This window comes from Bacillus sp. ZY-1-1 (genome assembly GCF_003047165.1).
GTDB lineage: Bacteria > Bacillota > Bacilli > Bacillales > Bacillaceae > Bacillus > Bacillus velezensis.
In genome coordinates, this window is record NZ_CP027061.1 from 2,102,594 (window position 1) to 2,124,141 (window position 21,548).

The 21,548-nt window shown below is 40.2% G+C and carries 19 protein-coding genes; 3 read left to right on the forward strand and 16 right to left on the reverse strand.

What is annotated here, in order from left to right; genetic code table 11:
- Nucleotides 1-281: 281 nt before the first annotated feature.
- On the reverse strand, nucleotides 282-1,781 hold the full coding sequence (xylB, locus tag C5I45_RS10700) for a xylulokinase (RefSeq protein WP_015388195.1): 1,500 nt from the start codon (nucleotides 1,779-1,781) through the stop codon (nucleotides 282-284).
- A gap of 134 nt (nucleotides 1,782-1,915) precedes the next feature.
- Nucleotides 1,916-3,253 carry a xylose isomerase gene (gene xylA / locus C5I45_RS10705; RefSeq protein ID WP_024085337.1) on the reverse strand — a complete coding sequence of 446 codons (1,338 nt, stop codon included), beginning with the start codon at nucleotides 3,251-3,253 and terminating at the stop codon, nucleotides 1,916-1,918.
- 262 nt (nucleotides 3,254-3,515) lie between these two features.
- Between xylA and xylR the strand changes: the two genes are divergently transcribed.
- Complete coding sequence (gene xylR, locus C5I45_RS10710; RefSeq protein WP_025851124.1) at nucleotides 3,516-4,670, forward strand: transcriptional repressor XylR; 1,155 nt, start codon at nucleotides 3,516-3,518, stop codon at nucleotides 4,668-4,670.
- A gap of 161 nt (nucleotides 4,671-4,831) precedes the next feature.
- Here the strand turns inward: xylR and xynB are convergent, their stop codons facing one another.
- The gene (xynB, locus tag C5I45_RS10715; protein ID WP_025851126.1) at nucleotides 4,832-6,433 is read right to left on the reverse strand and encodes a xylan 1,4-beta-xylosidase; all 1,602 of its coding nucleotides are present in this window, start codon (nucleotides 6,431-6,433) and stop codon (nucleotides 4,832-4,834) included.
- 41 nt (nucleotides 6,434-6,474) lie between these two features.
- Nucleotides 6,475-7,866: an MFS transporter gene (locus tag C5I45_RS10720; protein WP_003154046.1), complete on the reverse strand. Its 1,392-nt coding sequence runs from the start codon at nucleotides 7,864-7,866 to the stop codon at nucleotides 6,475-6,477.
- Between the two features lie 544 nt (nucleotides 7,867-8,410).
- Here C5I45_RS10720 and C5I45_RS10725 point away from each other — a divergent pair.
- The gene (locus C5I45_RS10725) at nucleotides 8,411-9,505 is read left to right on the forward strand and encodes an L-dopachrome tautomerase-related protein (RefSeq protein ID WP_032861246.1); all 1,095 of its coding nucleotides are present in this window, start codon (nucleotides 8,411-8,413) and stop codon (nucleotides 9,503-9,505) included.
- A 720-nt stretch (nucleotides 9,506-10,225) separates the two neighbouring features.
- On the opposite strand, the gene C5I45_RS10735 is transcribed toward C5I45_RS10725, so the two are convergent.
- The 12 genes from C5I45_RS10735 to spoVK all read right to left on the reverse strand — a co-directional run bounded on the left by C5I45_RS10735 (nucleotide 10,226) and on the right by spoVK (nucleotide 20,474).
- Nucleotides 10,226-11,098, reverse strand: a complete 873-nt coding sequence (locus C5I45_RS10735; RefSeq protein ID WP_025851131.1) for a PIN-like domain-containing protein — start codon at nucleotides 11,096-11,098, stop codon at nucleotides 10,226-10,228.
- A gap of 14 nt (nucleotides 11,099-11,112) precedes the next feature.
- On the reverse strand, nucleotides 11,113-11,400 hold the full coding sequence (locus C5I45_RS20120) for a PIN-like domain-containing protein (protein WP_025851133.1): 288 nt from the start codon (nucleotides 11,398-11,400) through the stop codon (nucleotides 11,113-11,115).
- A gap of 236 nt (nucleotides 11,401-11,636) precedes the next feature.
- Nucleotides 11,637-12,008, reverse strand: a complete 372-nt coding sequence (locus C5I45_RS10745; RefSeq protein ID WP_032861248.1) for a YrdB family protein — start codon at nucleotides 12,006-12,008, stop codon at nucleotides 11,637-11,639.
- 29 nt (nucleotides 12,009-12,037) lie between these two features.
- A complete protein-coding gene (locus C5I45_RS10750; RefSeq protein WP_025851137.1) occupies nucleotides 12,038-12,247 on the reverse strand; it encodes a hypothetical protein in 210 nt (69 codons plus the stop codon).
- A gap of 80 nt (nucleotides 12,248-12,327) precedes the next feature.
- On the reverse strand, nucleotides 12,328-12,927 hold the full coding sequence (locus C5I45_RS10755; RefSeq protein WP_032859058.1) for a hypothetical protein: 600 nt from the start codon (nucleotides 12,925-12,927) through the stop codon (nucleotides 12,328-12,330).
- 694 nt (nucleotides 12,928-13,621) lie between these two features.
- A complete protein-coding gene (locus tag C5I45_RS10760; protein ID WP_025851142.1) occupies nucleotides 13,622-14,251 on the reverse strand; it encodes a hypothetical protein in 630 nt (209 codons plus the stop codon).
- A gap of 108 nt (nucleotides 14,252-14,359) precedes the next feature.
- The gene (locus C5I45_RS10765) at nucleotides 14,360-14,665 is read right to left on the reverse strand and encodes an ArpU family phage packaging/lysis transcriptional regulator (protein WP_371979680.1); all 306 of its coding nucleotides are present in this window, start codon (nucleotides 14,663-14,665) and stop codon (nucleotides 14,360-14,362) included.
- Nucleotides 14,666-14,925: 260 nt separating this feature from the next.
- Nucleotides 14,926-16,260 (reverse strand): type I glutamate--ammonia ligase, encoded by a 1,335-nt coding sequence (gene glnA / locus C5I45_RS10770; RefSeq protein WP_003154048.1) that lies wholly within the window; start codon nucleotides 16,258-16,260, stop codon nucleotides 14,926-14,928.
- 57 nt (nucleotides 16,261-16,317) lie between these two features.
- Nucleotides 16,318-16,722: a MerR family transcriptional regulator gene (locus tag C5I45_RS10775; protein ID WP_007410366.1), complete on the reverse strand. Its 405-nt coding sequence runs from the start codon at nucleotides 16,720-16,722 to the stop codon at nucleotides 16,318-16,320.
- A 109-nt stretch (nucleotides 16,723-16,831) separates the two neighbouring features.
- Entirely contained in the window at nucleotides 16,832-18,097 is a 1,266-nt protein-coding gene (locus C5I45_RS10780) for a methionine gamma-lyase family protein (RefSeq protein ID WP_107994386.1), read from the reverse strand.
- Between the two features lie 16 nt (nucleotides 18,098-18,113).
- On the reverse strand, nucleotides 18,114-19,376 hold the full coding sequence (gene hflX, locus C5I45_RS10785) for a GTPase HflX (RefSeq protein WP_015239904.1): 1,263 nt from the start codon (nucleotides 19,374-19,376) through the stop codon (nucleotides 18,114-18,116).
- A 129-nt stretch (nucleotides 19,377-19,505) separates the two neighbouring features.
- On the reverse strand, nucleotides 19,506-20,474 hold the full coding sequence (gene spoVK, locus C5I45_RS10790; RefSeq protein WP_015417523.1) for a stage V sporulation protein K: 969 nt from the start codon (nucleotides 20,472-20,474) through the stop codon (nucleotides 19,506-19,508).
- Between the two features lie 306 nt (nucleotides 20,475-20,780).
- On the opposite strand from spoVK, the gene C5I45_RS10800 reads away from it, so the two are divergent.
- On the forward strand, nucleotides 20,781-21,533 hold the full coding sequence (locus tag C5I45_RS10800; protein ID WP_032857390.1) for an N-acetylmuramoyl-L-alanine amidase: 753 nt from the start codon (nucleotides 20,781-20,783) through the stop codon (nucleotides 21,531-21,533).
- The last annotated feature ends 15 nt before the right edge of the window (nucleotides 21,534-21,548 follow it).

Here is a 21,548-nt window from a genome sequence, read left to right on the forward strand (position 1 = left end):
AGGGATGTTTTGTGTGTATACTTCTCATTTCATCGTCATATGAGTTTAGACTGATGCAGTCACAACTTACAAGAATGCTTATCTTAACACATTTGAAGTTATATTAGCGCTTTCGTTGCTATGATATACCTAAACTGTAATCGCTTAGGGTATTTCGCGGGAGAAAGAATTGCATTCCATGGTTTATTAATGCCGGCTTTCTCATTTGTTAACAGATTTATAAAACCAAGGCCATTGATAATGAGTGGCCGTTTATTGTTCTTCCTTTGACCTCCTGAAAATTAGGTTTGTCTAAAGCTCTTTAAAGCTGTATTGAGATCTTTTGTGTGAACGTAAATGTTCTTATACAACTCGAATAGTGTTTTATATTTTTGAACATTTTGTTCTTTTGGATAAAATGCAGCTGCTTCATGAATGAACTGCTCTGCACATTCTTCAAGAGAGTCAAACCACCCGCTTCCGAAGGCAGCTAACATCGCAGCCCCCATGGCCGGACCTTGTTCATTTTCTAACTTAACCACCCTCGTATTGAAAATATCAGCCTGCATTTGAAGCCACGTTTCATTTTTAGCTCCCCCGCCAATAGAGACAACCGTATCAACTGATTTTCCCGCTTCGCGGAATAGCTCAATTGATTCATATAAAGAGAATGTGATGCCTTCCATTATCGCCCTCAAAAAGTGCTCTCTTTTATGGGCTCCGTCCATTCCGATCAAGCTTCCCCGAATAGATGAATCAGCATGCGGCGTTCTTTCACCGACCAAGTAAGGAGTGTACAGCAGTCCATTTGCTCCTATCGGAACAGATTCCACCCCCCGCAATAATTGTTCAAACGATTCGTTCGGCGCAAACGTTCTTTTAAACCAGTCCAAGCTGTACCCTGCAGCGAGCGTGACCCCCATCGTATAAAAAGAATCCTTTTTTCCATGATTAAAAAAGTGCACTTTCCCTTTAAAATCCCTTTCTTTGTCTTCTTCACAGGAAAGTATGACTCCTGACGTCCCAATGCTGCATAACGTTTTTCCGGAAGAAAGAATACCGGCTCCGACAGCACCGCAAGCATTATCTGCTCCCCCAGCGTACACTTTTGTTTTTTCGAGCAGCCCTGTCTTCGCCGCAACGCTCGGAAGCAGCGATCCTACACAGTCATGGGATTCCACAAGCGGAGGACAAATTTCTGCTGAAATACCAAATTGATTGCAAATCTCATCGCTCCACTCTTTGCGGGTCATATGTAAAAGTAACGTTCCCGCGGCATCGGAGTATTCGGTGTGAATGGCGCCAGTCATGCGGAATCTCACATAGTCTTTCGGAAGCAGAAAAACAGCGGTTTTGTTAAAAAGTTCAGGCTCATGTTCCTTCACCCATAACATTTTAGGTAATGTAAACCCTTCAAGGACACGATTTTTTGTGATATCAAGCAGATGATTGCCAAATGTCTCGGTTATCCTGCTGCATTGAGGCGTCGTTCTGGTATCATTCCAAAGAATCGCATGACGCAGCACCCGCCGATCTTGGTCAAGCAGTACTAATCCATGCATTTGTCCTGAATAGCTAATCCCGTCAATATCCCCGGCTTGAACGTTGGATATCGAAATCAATTCAGCCAACGCTTCAATTGTTTGCTGCACCCAGTCTTCAGGATTTTGCTCACTATATCCCGCCTTCTCTTGGATGAGCGGGTAACTTTTGGACGTTTCTGCACAAACCTTGCCGTTTTGATTGACTAAAATGGTTTTAACAGCACTCGTTCCAAGGTCTATTCCAATGACATACTTCATTTTTTCACTCCTTCCTCTCTAAATAGATTTCCGTTGAAATGACCCGCCATAACAGTAACTTCATGACGGGCAATTCCGGGAACTTGGCTGCCTGCATCTTTTATGCGGGATCTGGAGCTTCTTTTTTCATTTGGTTATACCTGTAAAATGTATTGGTTTAATATCGCTTTTAGCCGTTCCTGTCTCCCTGATTCGTTTTTAATTGGCTGATTGTTCAGCGCATATTGCTCAAGTGTCTTAAAATCAGCTCTTCCTTCTGCAATTTCAAGACCAATCCCTTCAGTAAAGCTGCGGTAACGGTGTTGAATCACATCTTCAAACACACGATCTTCGATTAATTTGTGGGCGGCTTTCAACCCTCTTGCAAATGTATCCATCCCTGCAACATGGGCATATAGTAAATCATCAGGCTCAAAAGAAGATCTCCTGACCTTTGCGTCAAAGTTTAATCCCCCGCTTCCAAGACCGCCATTTTGCAGGATTTCGTACATTGCTAATGTCGCAGAATATAAATCTGTCGGAAATTCATCTGTGTCCCATCCTAAAAGCGGATCACCCTGATTCGCGTCAACAGAGCCGAGAAGGCCATGCACTCTCGCCATGCGTAATTCATGTTCGAATGTATGCCCGGCTAATGTGGCATGATTGGCTTCGAGATTTAATTTAAAATGATTGTCTAAGCCGTATTGCTTTAAAAAGGCAATGGTTGTTGCTGCGTCCGTATCATATTGATGGGTGGTCGGCTCTTTTGGTTTTGGTTCAATCAAAAACTGCCCTGTATACCCGATTTCCTTCGCATAATCCACTGCCATATGCATAAATCTGGCCATATTATCAAGCTCAAATTTTAAATCGGTATTTAACAAAGTTTCGTACCCTTCACGTCCGCCCCAAAATACATAGTTCTCGGCGCCAAGCTCTTTTGCTGTTTCTAATCCTTTTTTTACTTGGGCTGCGGCATACGCAAATACATCTGCATTACAAGAAGTCGCCGCACCATGCACAAAACGGGGATTCGTGAACATATTTGCAGTATTCCATAAAAGCTTAACGCCGCTGGTTCTCATGTAGTCTTTTATCATGTCCACGATTATATCCAGATTTTGATTTGTCTCTTTTAACGTACTTCCTTCCGGTGCGATATCCCGGTCATGGAAAGCAAAAAATGGCGCATCCAGTTTTTCAAACAGCTCAAACGCTGCTTCTACTCTCGCTCTCGCCAGATCCATGCCTTTATAGTGATCCCACGGTCTCTGCATCGTAGCTGCGCCAAACATGTCTGTGCCGTCAGCGGTAAATGTATGCCAATAGGCAATAGAAAATCGCAGATGCTCTTTCATCGTTTTTCCGCCAATTACTTCTTGAGAATTATAGTATTTAAATGCTAAAGGATTCGTGGATTCTTTCCCTTCGTAAATCACTTTGTTTACGCTTTCAAAATAGTTGACTGAACCGGAATGAGAGTGAGCCATGTGTGATTTCCCCCTTAAAAATAAATTCTAAACTTGATGATTCGAATACAGATGCTTTTATGTCATGTTATATATTAGTTTGTTGCCTAAACAAACTAACTTATTTTCATCTTATATAACCTCATCAGTATTTTCAATATTTTTTTTAGTTTTTTACGAACACATTAGATATAATAAAGGTTGGATTCGCTATGTAGCGTTTCGCACGATAAACACAGAACGTTCAACTTAATTTAAAGATTATACAAACGGAGTGGATGAAGTGGATATCGCTGATCAAGCCTTTGTCAAAAAAGTTAACCAAAAGTTATTACTAAACGAAATACTTAAGAATGCTCCTATTTCAAGAGCAAAATTATCTGAAATGACCGGATTAAATAAATCGACTGTTTCATCACAGGTAAACACATTAATGAAAGAAAATCTTGTATTTGAAATCGGTCAGGGACAATCAAGCGGCGGCAGAAGACCTGTCATGCTTGTTTTTAATAAAAAAGCAGGATACTCCGTAGGAATAGATGTAGGTGTGGATTATATTAACGGCATTTTAACCGACCTTGAAGGGACAATTGTTCTTGATCAACACCACCATTTGGAATGCAGCTCTCCTGAAATAACGAAAGATATTTTAATTGAGATGATTCATCACTTTATTGCGAATATGCCGCAATCTCCGTACGGGCTTATCGGTATAGGCATATGCGTTCCCGGGTTAATTGATAAAAATCAAAAAATTGTTTTCGCTCCGAACTCCAACTGGAGAGATATTGACTTAAAATCTTTCATCCAAGAGAAGTTCAATGTGCCTGTTTTTATTGAAAATGAGGCAAATGCCGGCGCATATGGAGAAAAAGTATTCGGCGCTGCAAAAAATCACGATAACATGATTTATGCAAGTATCGGTACAGGGATAGGAATCGGCGTTATTATAAACAATGATTTATACAGAGGGGTTGGCGGATTCTCTGGAGAAATGGGACATATGACAATAGACTTTAATGGTCCGAAATGCAGTTGCGGAAACCGAGGCTGCTGGGAATTGTATGCTTCCGAAAAGGCTTTATTAACATCTCTTCAGACGAAAGAGAAAAAAGTGTCCACTCAAGATATCATAGACCTCGCCCATCTGAATGATATTGAAACTTTACATGCGTTACAGAATTTTGGATTCTATTTAGGGATAGGCCTGACCAATATTTTAAATACATTCAATCCGCAAGCCATCATTTTAAGAAACAGCATCATCGAATCGCATCCTATGGTTTTACATTCAATTAAAAGCGAAGTATCGTCCAGGGTTTATTCCCACCTAGACAATAGCTATGAATTATTACCATCTATCCTAGGAAAAAACGCACCGGCATTGGGAATGTCCTCTATTGTGATTGATCATTTTCTCGACATGGTTCATAACTGAAATGTACAAACTTCTATGTTTTACGCTCATCTTTAAAGATGGGTTTTTTGTTTTGTTATTTTCATCCTGAATGGGAGCATTTCTGACGTGTTTTTCCACACAGGCATTTTCTAATATGAAAAAGGAGTTCCAAAATAGAAAGCTCCTTTTTCATGTGCTAATTATTTTTCTTTATAACGGAAATATCTGAAGTCGGCCGGAATATGATTTCCGCTCGTATCTTGGCATTGCATCCCTACAAAAGCTCCTGTAAAGAATCCCCCGCCGCGGATGTAATCATCTGATAATTTTTTCGATTCCAATGCAATATCGATTTTGTACCAATCTTCTTTGTTAAATGAATAGAAATAATAATATTTTTCGTTTTCAATATTCACTTTTAAATAGACGTACTTGACTTCACGAGGAATCACAATTTTATTTTTTAACGGTTGTGAAAAAGAAAAGTTATCACATATCGTTAATTCAAGAATACGGCCAAGTTCTTCATCATGCGTGACTTGAAGAGCCGTCCAGTTCTCTGTATTGTAATAGTTCACCAAACCAGCGGCTTGCTGAAAATTTTCCGGATAAAACGCAACAGCCGTTTCCGCTTCAAAATGGAGACTTTGCCAGCGTCTGGCTACAAATGCCTGAGTAAATGTCGAAGTTAAGGATTCATGGCCGTATAATCGTAAATGATTTGGCGCTTGAGTTAATGAACCTAATTTCTCCGTAAAAGGGATTCTTAACGTTTGAAAATTAATATTTAATGTCGCATCCTCAAATTCATCAACTTCCGGATACGTGTCTTCAAATATGGTTTCAGGTATAGAAGGCGCATCCACCTCCAAGCTCCCTTCTTTTCCGCCTTCTACATAAGGCCAGCCATCTTTCCAATAGAGCTTTTGAATAGCTGTTTCTCTGCCCAAAGGACAATATCCTCGCTGCTGAAAAATTGAATCATCGTCCGGATGAATAGGACGTCCCGTTAAATGAGCTAAATACCACTCATCTGTATGTGTTTGTACAATAGATGCATGCCCGCATTTTTGCAATGGGTTTTCCGGCGCATGCCATGACGTTAAGATTGGATTATCGGGATGAACTTCATATGGCCCCTCGATATTTGCAGAACGGGCAATTGTAGCAGCGTGTTCGAACCGCGTTCCTCCTTCTGCGGTTAATAAATAATAATAGTTCCCGATATGATAAAGGTGCGGCGCTTCCGTCAGCTTTCTTTCAGTTCCTTTAAATATCACTTTCGGTTTACCGATCAGTTTTTGCTCCTTATCAGAATATTCCTGCATGACAATGCCTCCAAAGGAGTGCCGATCAATACGCTGATCCCATAACATATTTAATAAATATTTTTTTCCATCCGTATCATGGAACAAAGAAGCATCAAATCCCGAGCTGTTTAATGTGATCGGCTCCCCCCAATCACCATCAATCGTGTCACAAGTCACTAAATAATTGTGGCAATCTTTCCAGGCGCCATCTACGACCTTAACATCCGTATAGATCAGCCAAAACTTTCCGTCGCTGTAACTTAAACATGGCGCCCAGACTCCGCCTGAATTAGGATTTCCTTTCATGTCTAATTGCGAAACTCTCTGTAATGGATGTGCAACTAAGTGCCAATTGACTAAATCTTTTGAATGGTGTATCTGGACTCCCGGAAACCACTCAAATGTAGATACAGCGATATAATAATCCTCTCCCACCCTGCAAATACTCGGATCGGGGTTGAATCCTTTAAGTACTGGATTGATAATCTTCATGCAGAACGCCTCCTCAGCTATTTTCTGTTGACTATCATGTTTTAAGCTTTGAAATCGTCAATATGATCCAAATAAACTTTGTCTCTATTCTCTAATTCTCGAACCATGTTTTTATATTTTTTCTCATCTAAGTTATAGAAATTAATATCAATCATGGCCAGAACCAGTAAGAACACGGGAATAATGGTTGCTGTAATTAAAATTCCCGTCAATGCCTCCGGCGTTTGCGCCTGATTTGCCACATATCCAAACTGATCTAGAACCAAACCCGGTACAACCCCTCCCAAGGCCATGCCGAATTTAAAGAAAAATCCGATAATAGCGTATATGAGACCGCCCATTCTTTTCCCGGTCTTATACTCTCCATATTCGATTGTTTCAGGAATAAGCGCCCACATATATCCCCCGGCAGTGAGACTTCCTGCAGCGGCCAGCAATCGAAAGGAAAGTATCAGGAATACATTACTTGGCGGAACAAACAGTAAAGCTAAGAGGCCGATCATATTCAGTAATAATGCATAGTTTAGTAATTTCTTCTTCCCTAATAATTGATGAAGCTTTGGAATAAACGGTAAAATGACCAAAGCAGGCAAACTTCCCAACAAACCGTACCACTTCACTAAATCCGCTCTTTCTAAATTATACGTTACGTAATAGATGCCAACCGAATTACTGATTGAATTCACTCCAAAAATAATAATAAAGAAAATACTTAATACAACTAGAGGCCGATTAACACGAAATTGCTCAAATATATCCGATAATTTAATTTTTTCTTCAGATTTTTGAAGCGTGACACGCTCTTTTGTGCTTTTAAAACAAAAGATTAAAAGGCACCCGCCTATAACTCCCATAATACCCATGGTTAGCTGCCAGCCAAGAGATTCGCTGCCGGAAGTATCGCTTAAATAAGCAGCCAGCAAGGGAACAAAAAATGCAACGACAAGTCCCCCAAGATTCGCAAATAACATACGGACAGACGTTATACTAACAACTTCTTGATTATTTCGGGTCATTGCAGAGGTTAACGCGCCATATGGCACGTTTATCATGGTGTATGTAAGCGATAAACCGACATAGGTGATATAGGCATATATTAATTTCCCCATATCCGAAAAATCCGGGGTTGTAAAACAGAGTATTGCCAATATGACAAATGGAAAAGCTCCGAATAAAAGATACGGTCTGAAGCGTCCAAACCTGCTATTTGTTCTGTCTACTATCGTTCCAATAAAAGGATCAGCGAGAGCGTCGATGATTCTAACCACTAAAAACATCGTACCGGCTGTTGCTGCCGGTAAACCAAATATATCTGTATAGAAGAACAAAAGATAAGTAGACACTGTTGCATAAATTAAATTACATGCAAAATCTCCAGACGCATATCCAACTTTTTCAACCATGCTGATCTTCTTTACATTTTCACTGAGCATGATTTCCTCCCCTTTTCGATCCTTTACATAAGGAACATGATGAATGGTATAACATTTCTTCAATTTTATCGGCCAGTGAGGTCTTTATAAAAGCGCTTTCAAAAAAATGATAGCGGTTTACTTTCACAGAGCATTTTCATCATAGTGAACAGGATAAAAGCTTGGCTTTCGTTTTATATATACCTCCAATTAAATTGAGCCTCTTATCCCCCTTCCATTTAAGACCTTTACATGAAGGACAATTAAAGTGGTTTATTAGTTTGTTGATCGAACAAACTAACTTGATTTCATATTATAAAATCTTTTCTGCTTTTTCAACTCTTTTTTCAGAAAATTTAAAACCGATCAAAGGACATACCATGTTGTAATTGCCGGCTCCTTCGACAGACGTTAAGTAAAAACCCTATGTGTCACCTGACTGATTTATTAAATGATAAGCACTTCCATCATCTTTTGTTTAGAAAAACTTATTAAGAAACATGCACTTGAAAAAATGCGAATCATATATAAGTGATATCCCGTTTAATTGGTTGAGGAGGATATTATGAAACCTATGCTGCCTTTTGAAAAATATTTTGGTGATTTAGAACTGGTTTATGCATTTTATGGAGCTATGCCTACCGGTGTTACTGTCTCAGAAACCGGTCGTATATTCATTTGTTTTCCGAAATGGGGAGACGATGTTAAATTTACGGTAGCGGAAATAATTGGGGATAAATTGCAGCCTTATCCTGATTTACAAACCAATTTGGTTAACTTTGAGAATATCAAAATGACTTTCATCAGTGTCCAAAGTGTAGTTGCTGATGGAAGAGGAACGCTTTGGATACTAGATACAGCGGCACCCAATTTTTCTGAACCAATTAAAGGCGGGGCAAAATTAGTCGCTGTTGATTTAAAAACCAATACAATCAGAAGAGTGTATACCTTTACAGAAGATGTTGTCCTTCCAACAACCTACCTGAATGATGTCCGATTTGATTTTCGTGTCGGAACTGCAGGTTATGCCTATATAACGGATTCTTCTTCCAAAGGACCAGGAGCTATTATCGTCGTTAATTTAGAAACCGGAAACGCATTTAGACGGTTAAATGGAGCAAATCCAACTTCACCGGATTCCTCTTTTATACCGAAAGTAGAAGGTAAAATTTTGATGAATCGTAACAAGGATGGTTCAACTTCCCCATTTAGGCTGGCATCCGACGGTATTGCGATCTCTCCTGACGGAAAGGTATTATTTTTTTGTCCCCTGACCAGCCGCCATTTGTTCTCTATCTCAACAGAAGCCCTGAGAGATAGAAATATATCGGACATGGATTTACTTTATCATGTGGCGTATTGGGGAGAAAAAGGCGCGTCTGATGGAATGATTACAGATGCAAAGGGAGCCGTTTATGCCGGAGATTACGAGAACAATAGTATTCGAAATATGCTGCCGAATGGCACAATGGAAACCATCGCACATGATCCGAGAATTTTATGGCCGGATACTTTTTCGATTGGTCCGGATGGATACTTATACGTCATCGTGAACCAATTACATCGGCAGGCTAGATTTCATTATGGAGAAGACTTACGACAGAAACCTTATAGTTTACTTCGTATTAAAATTGATGAATTTCCTGCTCCTGCTTTTTGAAAATAAAAATGGCCGGTTCAATTTTAGAGCATAATTGGCTTCATTTAGCCTTCATCCTAAACCGAATAAGGGATTACAATAAATACGTGTCCTCAATTATGGAGTTAGATTCATAACTTCATTTTTTTTGGTCAAGGACCAAAATATCGACCTCTTAACCTTTTGACCAAAACTTAAAAAATCCCCTGACACCAATAGTGCCAAGGGATTGAGAGATTAATACTGAGACATGTATTGTTCGCGCTCCCAAGGGTGAACTAATGCTGCACCTGTGATAAAAAGAAAATCATTTAACAAAAGCAGCAGCATGAATGCGAATATTTTTTTCGCGTTTACCCCGCCTTAGAAAGAGAATGACGCTGATTTGATATATGAGTTCAGGTATACTTATAGTGTTCGCTGCACATCGCTTGCAAACAAACATCGGACAATATTTTCACCCTGTAATGGCCTTTCGTACGAGTAAAGCAATGATCTTTCAAACAATGCTGACAAAGATAATTGTCTCGTATCAATGCAAGTTGTCTTGTTCGTTTCCAATCTATTGATTTATAAAAAATTGTTATTGTTTTGTTTCTTTCTGTTGCTGTGCCTTGTGTGCATCACAGTATCGGTCACGGGTAAAGCTGGGGCACCGAGGGGCTGCGCATATTCTTAGATATTTACGTGGCAATAATATCACTTCTTTAATTGCTAAAAAAATGCTCTTTTTAAAGAGCATTAATCTTGTAGATATTTTGTTATATTGTTTATACAATGCGTCCCTTTTGAAATAGCCCAGCCAACACTGAAATCATTCACACCTAATAAACCAAGATCAATATCTCTATTAATTTTTATGATTGTTTCTATTTCTTCACGAGTTTTTCTACTAATTATATTATTTGCAACTAAGGAGTTTAGTGCTTTATATATATCGCCTTCTATTTTAAGCTCTTCTTTTTGACAAAGATCTTCGACGAGTTCAAATATTCTTCGGGTAATTTTATCTAACTTCTCCTGAGAATTAACTGGTTCTATGACAGTTAATTCATCTGAGTCCTCAACTTTAAATTTTGTTTTGTAGTTGGATAAGTCTGCTCTTACATCTTCACTTACATCTGAATTTAAAGACGTTATAAAATCTTTTGGGGTAATATGTGCAAAATCCTTACCAGTTTGTATAAAGAATTCTTCAATTAATTCACGCCTTGCAACTATGGGGTTTTCATTATTATCCTTATAGACCCAATCACTTTTTTTATCCCCACTAACAAAAACCACATCAGTATCCAGTTGAAGAATTGAAGACCATATAATAAAATCTCCTGAACTATTTTCCTCTTTAGGATTATCTTTATATCCCGGCGGAATTTTATTTTTAAAACGTTCTTCAGCCTCTTTCATCAGATCCTTATCGGTTTTTCCATCCGGTGGGAAAATAATCGTCTCTTGTGCAATTTCCAGAATACTGTCCAAGAAATGGTCTTCATAAAAAAGTTTTTTTAGATGGTCTCTTAGCTCAACTAATCCATCCTTATATTCTTTAAGGGCACTATGATGATTCTCTTGTAGAGTCTCAATATTCTTAAGGATATCTTTTCCTTCAAGCATGGGAACACGTTCTCTTATTGGATTTTGTCTCTTTGTAACTTAGATATGACTTGGTCTATATCATTCATTCGTTGTTTAATTTCTTTTGTTCTATTCTTAGAAAATTCCTTTATAACTTGTAAAGGAATTCTAAGTCTATCTTCACCTTTTAATCGCTGTAAAGTTGTTAAAACTTTATTAACTGTTACTTCTCTCCACTGATAAGCGGCTAGTAAAACGTTAGTATCAATTACAATTGTCGCATCTTTTAGCAACTCAGAAGCTGGTTTTGGTTGATATAAGTATCGTTTCCAATCCTTCATTCATAACTCTCCTACAAAATTTTTCATTCTTATATATTATCGGTTAAACATATCAAAAAGAAACCAATCGCGAAATTTGTCGAACGATTCCCTTTAAATCACATATTTATTCTTTCTAAACTGCCACCGCACTCAAGCCGTTAACCGCCAATAGTCTATCCTGAGATTTACCGGAATCAGTTTACAGAGAACATGAAAAAGCACCCTATAAAGGGTGCTGAATCTATAATGATGCTTTATTGATTTAGAAGCCATTTTATACGTTCAACTAAAGCTATGTAGTGTAGTATTATTAAACAAAAAAAGATAATACTAACTGTTTTTAAATCACTAAAGTAAATCGCCGCAACAGCTATTGCGAAGATCAGTAATTCAATAATCAATCTTATAACTCCATTTACGGCTATTACAGTTTGACCACTTCGGCTTGGATCGTTAGGTACTGCAAATACAGTCCAAATTAGCATTGCTAATATCGGTAATACTAAAGTTAAAACATATCTTAAAAAACCATTGAAATGACTCCAAGCAAATAACCCGATAAAGATTAGTGCAGCAACTTCAAGCAAAAATCTTAGAAGTAAATTAATTTGGTTCAAATTATTCAGCTCCAAATACTCTAATTCTTTGGTGACTATTACTTCAAGGTTATTTGTTCAATTTCTTTAATAGATTCTTTTAAATGGTTTGAGCTTTTTTCTAGATGTTCTATTATCCCTTGTAATTCTTCGGTTCTTTCTTTTTCAAATTCTTCTGATACAGTATTGGTTACTTTTCTTAAAGCAATGTCCTCATCAATTAATTTTTGTATTATTTTTGAAAGTCTATACTTCTCTTGATGTTTCAATTTCCTCACCACCCACCTTATTATCGGTTAAGGATCGTGACAAAGGAGCTATTTGCGGAATTTGTCGAACGAAAAACTACTCAAATACATATCCTAAGAAAATTCAATATAAGACCGTGAAACCTTTTGCAATCATCTATTAAAAGATACACTCTATTTTGCTTTTTATTAATATTAAGGTTCAAAAAAATAATTGAATCTTTATCTTCTTTATTTCTAATAACCCGATTATTGTGCACAATAATATTTCTAATTCTATTCCAGTGCCTTATTTTATTCCATTCAGGTGTATTTTTTAAGTCTCTAACTTGAACAACCTTAGTTAAATACAAAACAGCTCTTTCAATACCATTTCCTGATATATCTTTTAGATCGATCTTATAACCATGTTTTGTTTTATAAGCATTGCAAATTAAATTAAGAAAGTATTCAAAATCACCATATATTCCAGTAAATAACGCACTGGAAACAGAAGGAATTATAATCGGCTCTATTAATAAATGTTCACCGTTTGAATTGTTTCTAGCCTCAACATCTTCTTTTATTTTTTCATAAAAATACTTAAAGGTTGTTTCGTAATTCTGAAATGTCGATGCAATATCCATATAAACAGCGAACAAGTCACTAGATAAATCATTTCCTTTACTTACGGCATCTTGTACAAATGAAAACTGATCCAAGTTAATCCCCTCCTACCTTATTATCGATGAAAGGAAAGGACAATGGAATAGTATGCAGAATTTGTCGAAAAAAGTTTAGGCAATCTAATCTTTTACCCCCTTATGTTAATCACTTTTTAAAGATTGATCTCACCCATACTCCGAGAGGAAGCCAAGTATAGCAAAATCGCACAATGAAACACGATATCACTATTCTCCCAATACGGACACCTCAGACTAGTTGCTATCCAGGTTCAGAATGCTCCTCTCGTTTTGGCTTCATTCCTCAACACCTTTGTTCCGTATCCGAATCTGTCTTGATAAGGGAAAGACGATTCACCCGTAGATTTCAATAAGTTTTATTTATCGTATTTCATCGATAGGTTAAGTTTATCGAGATTTCAAACATAAATAGTCCCCCCTTTTTCTCCCCTAATTTTCCCCTGTTTTGTCGGAAATTTGTCGCTTATTTGTCGTTTTACACCCAAATAAAATAAACAAAAAAGAGCAGACCGAAGTCTGCTCCCTTCAAAAGTTTATGATTTGTCATTATCAGATAGTCTTAGAACCGTAATACTCAATAATATTAAGCCTATAAACGTGCCGTATTTTCCGGTATCTATATCTGTGAGTGGAGCTACAATATATTCAATCAGGAATATAATAATAGCTATTGAGACTAATATACGATTCATTTGACATTACCACCTTATAATTAACCATTTCTCCAAGGTACAACAACAGGGGTACCAATTATCCAATTATAAGAAATTCCATACTTTCCATTATCGGATACTTTTTTTATGGCATACTTACCAGCAAACATTGCCCCTGCAATTGCTCCAGCATATACTGAAATCCCAGGTATTTTTTTTATCAATGCTGTTATCCCGGCGATAGCTCCTGCAATACCGTCAGCATCCTCAACAATATCTAAGAATTTTTTAATTACACACGAATTCATGCTCACCTTGACTATAGGAATTGCTACCGAAACACCTTGTTTCCCTCTACATTTTGCTAGAGTTGACATCTCACTTGATTCATCGGAAATATTAACTGTAGCAGAATCGACTAGTGTTCGATGGCCATCAGTTAATAAATATTGATCAACTTTAATCGACTCTTTAGAGGTTCCTTTATCTAGAATTTTTTGATCAATAAAATACTGTTTTCCGCCATATTCGACTGTATAAGATGCTTCACCTTCAGACTGACTTATAACATTCATTCCAGAAACATTGGTTTTTACCTTTTCATTCATCGATGTCTTAGCATAAGAAGGAAGTGCAAATCCGCAGACTAAACTCAATACAAGAAACAAGCTTACTATTTTTGTTTTCAAATTATTATCCCTCCTTTAAGGAGACTAACATAGTCATAATGAAAAATACACCATATAACGTTAAAATAGGAAATCCCACCTACACAACTGCTTACTACAAAAAGACACTCAGATTATTCCGAGTGCTGTAGCAATACGTAAAATGGCACGCTGTTTTATTTCATAATAGGTGTCGTTCTTCATGCCGAGTTCCATATAAATATGAATGTCTTTTGTTTGGCTGGCTGTTAAGTATTTTTTCTCAATGATCATTCGTTCTTCATCGTCCAGGCTGTTTTCTAGCGCCCTTTCCATCTGCTTAACCTTCAGTTCATTTAATATGAAAGAATCTCTGATTGAAGGAAACGGACTGATGCCAGCGTCAACCGATTCCTTCAAAAATTTAAAGAAAAGTCTAAGCGTGGTTTTCCACAAAAAAGAGGTTCAATTGGCTGTAGCTGAAAAAGAAAAACGAATGGATCATCAAAACAAATAAAAAACGAGAATACAATATGGAGTTTATCAATAGCGATGACATACCTTTTTTTACGTGTAGCATATGAATGAGGATTATATCTCCACAATTATGGAGTAGTGTTTTGTGGGGGATACTTGCTTGATTTATATTAAGTTATTAAACTTGTTAAGAAATCCAAAAAATCCCCTGACACCAATAGTGCCAAGGGATTGAGAGATTAATACTGAGACATATACTGTTCGCGCTCCCACGGATGAACCTGTGTGCGGAACATATCCCATTCGATTTCTTTTGCTTCGATGAAGTGTTCGAACAGGTGCTCGCCGAGCGCTGCAACCATGACTTCGTTTGATTTGAATTCGTCGAGAGCTTCCGCCAGTGTCGCCGGAAGATCTACGATGCCGTTTTCCATGCGCTCTTCTTTGCTCATGACGTAGATGTTGCGGTCAATCGGAGCCGGTGCTTCAAGTTTGTTTTTGATTCCGTCAAGGCCTGCTGCAAGCAATACGCTTAACGCCAGGTACGGGTTTGCCGCCGGGTCTACGCTGCGGACTTCAACACGCGTGCTGATGCCGCGGGAAGCCGGGATACGGATCAGCGGGCTTCTGTTTTGCGCGCTCCATGCCACGTAGCAAGGTGCTTCATAGCCCGGAACAAGGCGTTTGTAAGAGTTCACTGTCGGGTTTGTGACAGCCGTAAAGCTTGTCGCATGTTTTACGATACCGGCAATGAAATGTTTTGCTGTTTCACTCAGCTGAAGATCAGCGTCTTTATCAAAGAATGCGTTAACGTTATCTTTAAAGAGTGATAGGTTGCAGTGCATACCGGAACCGTTTACGCCGAACAGCGGTTTTGGCATGAATGTCGCATGCAGACCATGTTTGCGGGCGATCGTTTTGACAACCAGTTTGAAAGTTTGGATGTCGTCACAAGAACGGATGGCACCGGCATATTTAAAATCGATTTCGTGCTGACCAGGAGCAACTTCATGGTGAGATGCTTCGATTTCAAAGCCCATTTCTTCAAGCTCAAGCACGATATCGCGGCGGCAGTTTTCTCCCAAGTCAGTCGGAGCCAGGTCGAAGTATCCGCCTTTATCGTTCAATTCAAGCGTCGGTTCGCCTTTTTCATCTAATTTAAACAGGAAGAATTCAGGCTCAGGTCCAAGATTGAAATCGCTGAAACCGAGTTCTTTCATTTCTTTCAGAATCCGTTTGAGGTTGTTACGCGGGTCACCTTCGAACGGCGTGCCGTCCGGATTGTAAATGTCACAGATGAAGCGTGCTACTTTACCTTTTTCAGCCGTCCACGGGAAGATTACAAATGTGTTCAGATCAGGATATAAGTACATATCAGACTCTTCGATACGGACGAAACCTTCGATGGAAGAACCGTCGAACATGCATTTATTATCAAGTGCTTTTTCAAGCTGGCTCACAGGAATTTCCACGTTTTTAATCGTTCCGAGAATGTCTGTGAATTGAAGGCGGATATACTTTACGTTTTCCTCGTTTACTAATTTTACGATGTCTTCTCTTGTGTACTTTGCCATTTCGTAAAACTCCTCCTCTAAAAGGTAAATGTATATAGCAAAACAGTTGCTAACGGATTAATGAAAGAATCGGGACATGTCACCTTGGCGGAAAGTATTTCCCCGCTGGAAACGGCCTGCCTGCATCAGTTCGTTTTTCAGAAGCTTTCTGAGTTCGTCATCAGACAGATTGTGCTTCATCGGTTTGGCGGTTTTTTCGGATTTTTCTTCCGGTTCGGCAGATGCCTTATCCAGAATTTGTTTGATCCCCGCCATATTGACGCCTTGTTCAATCAGATTTTTGATTTCTAACAGTTTATCTACATCATGGAATGAAAATAATCGTCTATTTCCTTCGCTTCTCGCTGGAAATATCAATCCATTTTCCTCATAATATCGAATTTGCCGGGCAGAAAGTTCTGTTAACTGCATGACAATCCCAATTGGAAATAAAGGCATTGAGCGGCGAATGTTATCACTCATCTCAATTTCCTCCTTTTCTTATCTTAGTCTCATTATAGGTGATGTTATATTTTGTGTCAACACAATGTAAGGAATCTTAACATCAAATTCTTTGAAAATTGCAAACGCCCTAAATCAGCTCTTTTTCCATTAAAGCATTTACGGCGCTGCAAATCGCATTTTTCACGTGCGCGTAGGTTAATCCACCTTGGACATACGCGACATAAGGCGGTCTGATAGGTCCATCTGCTGATAATTCAATGCTTGCTCCCTGTACGAAAGTGCCCGCTGCCATAATGACATCGTCTTCATATCCCGGCATATAGCTCGGATAAGGCGTCACATGCGCATTAATCGGTGATGCATATTGTATCGCCTGGCAAAAAGCGATCATCTTATCAGGGTCCTGAAACTCAACTGATTGAATCAGATCCGTTCTCGTTGCATTCCATGCAGGGTTTGACGTAAAGCCGAGCTTTTCAAGAAAACGGGCGGTAAATACCGCTCCCTTCAAGCTTTGCGCCACTACATGCGGAGCGAGAAAGAAACCTTGATACATTTCCTGCAGTGAATAAAGCGAAGCCCCGGCTTCACTTCCGATTCCCGGGGAGGTCATCCGGTAAGAGCAGGCCTCAATCCACTTGGCTTTCCCTACAAGATAGCCGCCCGTTTTAGCAAGGCCGCCGCCCGGGTTTTTAATCAGGGAGCCGGCCATAAGATCCGCTCCGACGTGGCAGGGTTCCCGCTCTTCTGCAAATTCTCCGTAGCAATTGTCCACAAAAACAATGACATCTTCTTTGATTTCCTTTACGAAACGAATCATCTCTTCAATTTCATTTATTCTGAAAGACGGACGATTCGCATATCCTTTTGAACGCTGGATGCCGATCACTTTTGTATTCGGCCGGATTGCAGCCCGGACTGCTTCAAAGTCCACTCTGCCTTCTGATGTTAAATCGACTGCATTGTATCCGATTTGAAATTCCTTAAGCGAGCCTGAATACTCCCCGCCTCTTACTCCGACGATTTCCTCGAGTGTATCGTAAGGCTTGCCTGTGATATAAAGCAATTCGTCCCCGGGTCTCAGCACGCCGAAGAGCGCGATTGAAATCGCATGCGTACCGGAAATGATTTGCGGCCGCACAAGTCCCGCCTCTCCTCCGAACACATCAGCATAGATCTTCTCCAGTGTATCTCGTCCGATATCATCATAACCGTATCCGGTTGAAGGCGTAAAATGCGTATCGCTTACTTTATGTTTTCTGTAGCTTTGCAGGACTCTCCATTCATTCCGTTCACTGATTTCTTCTATTCTTTTATGAACGGCGGAGATTTCCGCTTCTGTTTCTTCGGCGGTTTTTTGTAAAAGAGCGCCGTGGGTCAGTGTGTCAAACATGTTGTGTATACCTTCCTTACATGAATTTCTTCAATTCTCCGAGTATGCTTTGTTCTTCCTGTACATAACCTGAGACTTCGTAGCGTTCATTTTCTTCATTAAAATAAAGGCTGTCGATCATGGTCTCTGATTTGATGCGTGACATCAATTTGCCTTCGGCGGCAGGCACATGAACTTCATACGGTGTCATCAGCTCCCGGCGCAAATAAGCTTCGATTTCCGCTTTTAGTTTCGCTTCATCCCCGGCGATTCGGGCGCTGATCATGATGTGGCCTTCTCCCGCTGTCGGGATGAAGTCAGGAAGTGTCTCATCACGTTTGTTATAAGCGGTCAGCACCGGAATGTCGTCTGCCTCAAGCTCTTTTAACAGACCGAGGACAGTCTGTTCATGCCCGGCATAATCTTCATTGGATGAATCAATGACATGAATGATCAAGTCTGCTTCCTTCACTTCCTCAAGCGTTGAACGGAAAGCGGCAATCAGGGTCGTCGGCAGATCCTGAATGAAGCCGACCGTATCAGACAAAAGGACGCTGTAGCCGCTTGGGAGCGCCATCTTTCTCGTCATCGGATCAAGTGTTGCAAACAGCAGATCTTCTTCATAGCTGTCTGAGCTTGTTAATTGATTGAACCACGTTGATTTTCCTGCATTGGTATAACCGACGAGTGCAGCCTGAAGCACGCCGTTCTTTTTGCGTCTCTCCCGATAACGGCTTCTGTGGCGGATAACCGTTGACAGCTGCACGTTAATTTCGTGTATGCGGTTTCTAATGTGGCGCCGGTCTGTTTCAAGCTTTGTCTCACCGGGCCCTCTCGTCCCGATTCCGCCGCCTTGTCTTGAGAGATTGATTCCTTGTCCGCTCAGACGCGGCAGCGCGTATTGAAGCTGGGCCAATTCGATCTGAAGCTTTCCTTCTCTCGTCTTCGCCCTTTTTGCGAATATATCCAAAATAAGCTGCGTGCGGTCGATGATCTTCGCTTCAATTGCAGTGGCGAGTGATTTAAGCTGGCTCGGTGACAGTTCATCATTAAAAATAACCAGATCCGCTTCAAGCTCTTCACACAGCGCCTTCAGCTCGTCTACTTTCCCCTTGCCTATGTATGTAGCGGCATCCGCTCTGTTCCGTTTTTGCGTAATCCGGGTCAGCACCGTTCCGTCAGCCGTTTTTGTCAATGAAGCAAGCTCTTCCATGGAATGTTCAAAGTGCTCATCTGTCATGTGCGGAAGCTGGCAGCCGACCAAAATGACCGTTTCTTTTTTTCCTTCCTGTTCGTTCAAATGGATGTTCCTTTCTGTGTCGTATTGGGCAGTAGTACTATCATACCAAACCCGCAGGGCGTATACCACACATCCGGCGGGTTTTAAAGAGAGAAATAAAAAAGAGACCCCTCAAACCGGCTGAGAGGTCTATTCGTGAGCTGCCGCCTCATCTTTTATAAGTAAATCCTGGCTCTTGATCGTCATTAAATCGTTTTTCAAGTATTGGTCTCCCATTAAAAGTCTCATGGCCTGAGCGCGGATCGATTTTTCAATCACGTTTCTGACAAAGCGCCCGTTGCTGAATTTAATGGGGCTTGTCGTGCTTTTCACTGTCATTAAGTAATCTTTTAACTTCCACTCGGCTTCCTGGCTTAATTGATACTCCCGCTCTGCTATCATGCGCTTTGCGATGTCCATCAGCTGAGTGACAGAGTAATCCGGAAAATCGATGCTGATAGGGAAACGCGATTGCAGACCGGGATTTAATGACAGGAAATGTGTCATTTCTCTTGAGTACCCTGCCAGGATCAGAATAAATTCATGCTGTTTGTCTTCCATATGCTTGACAAGCGTATCAATCGCCTCTTTACCGAAATCCTTTTCTCCGCCTCTTGCAAGTGAGTATGCTTCATCAATGAATAAAATGCCACCAAGCGATTTTTTAATCAGATCTCTCGTTTTTTGCGCCGTGTGTCCGATGTATTCACCGACGAGATCGGCACGTTCCGCTTCAATCAGATGTCCTTTGGAGAGAACGTTCATTTCGAAGAAAAGCTTGCCGATCAGTCTCGCGACGGTGGTTTTCCCGGTGCCGGGATTCCCTTTGAACATCATATGAAGAGCTTGTTTTCCGACTTTCAGCCCTTGTTCGGCCCGTTTTTGGTTGACGAATATCCATGCGTAAATTTCTTTAATGTTGCGCTTCATTTCTTCCATACCCACTAATGTGTTCATTTCTTTTTCAATTTCTTTCAGAATGCTGTGCTTGGCTTCATTTTTTTGCAGGGCGGCCTGATATTCCGCCTCAGCTTCTGCATTTGTCAGCACTTGCTTTTGGCCATTAAGAATGATGTTAATTTGTCCGTTATTTTTATAGGTTACAGCGCGCTCCAACATGCTCACCTCTCTGTTCTCTCTTTATCTTACTCATGATGAAGCGGTTCTGTGACATCCGCCTATCATCATGAGGCCCGTTTTCCTCTTTATCTGTCACTTTTTCCGTTCTCTTCGGGAATGATGTTGAATCCTGCGCTTTCCCGAGAAATATTTTTCATTTCTTATTGTATTCAGCAGAAACGGGAGGACAAACCATTTATTTTTATTTTCCGGGAAATGTTGGGTGTATTTCTCATTTTTTTCATGAATGACAGCCGTACAAGCACCTTTTGAATATCATCATATGCTGTAATGAGGTGATGGAGAATGGTTAAAATTTTTATAGACCCCGGTCATGGCGGAACTGATTCAGGTGCAACCGGAAACGGACTTCAGGAAAAAGCGGTCACGCTGGAGATCGCGCTGGCTTTGCGCACGATTCTGTCGAATGAGTATGAAGGAGTTTCTGTCACGATGAGCAGGACAAGCGATAAGACGGTCAGCCTGACGGAAAGAACGGATGCCGCCAACAGCTGGGGCGCAGATTATTTTTTATCCATTCATATTAACTCAGGAGGCGGAACCGGATTCGAAAGCTATATTTACCCCGGTGTCGGAGCGCCGACCTCGACTTACCAATCAGCCGTCCACACGCAAGTAATTCAAGCATCGGGTTTTAATGACCGCGGAAAAAAAACAGCCAACTTCCATGTGCTGCGGGAGACAAGTATGCCGGCGATTTTGACGGAGAATGGTTTTGTTGATACGTCAGCTGATGCAAACAAACTGAAAACAGCCAGTTTTATTGAAAGCCTTGCAAGAGGACATGCCAAGGGCTTGGAGCAAGCTTTCGGTCTAAAAAAAAAGGCTGACTTATATAAAGTGCAAATCGGCGCATTCAAAGTGAAAGCAAATGCTGATGCGCTTGCCGCCGATGCGGTGTCTAAAGGTTTTGACGCGATTGTGCTTCCAAAAGGCGGCTTATTCAAAGTGCAGATCGGCGCATTCTCTTCCAGAGATTATGCTGAAGCGTTGGCAGCGCGGGCCGAAAAAGCCGGATTTGATGCCTTCATTGTGTAAGACTAAATGAAAAAA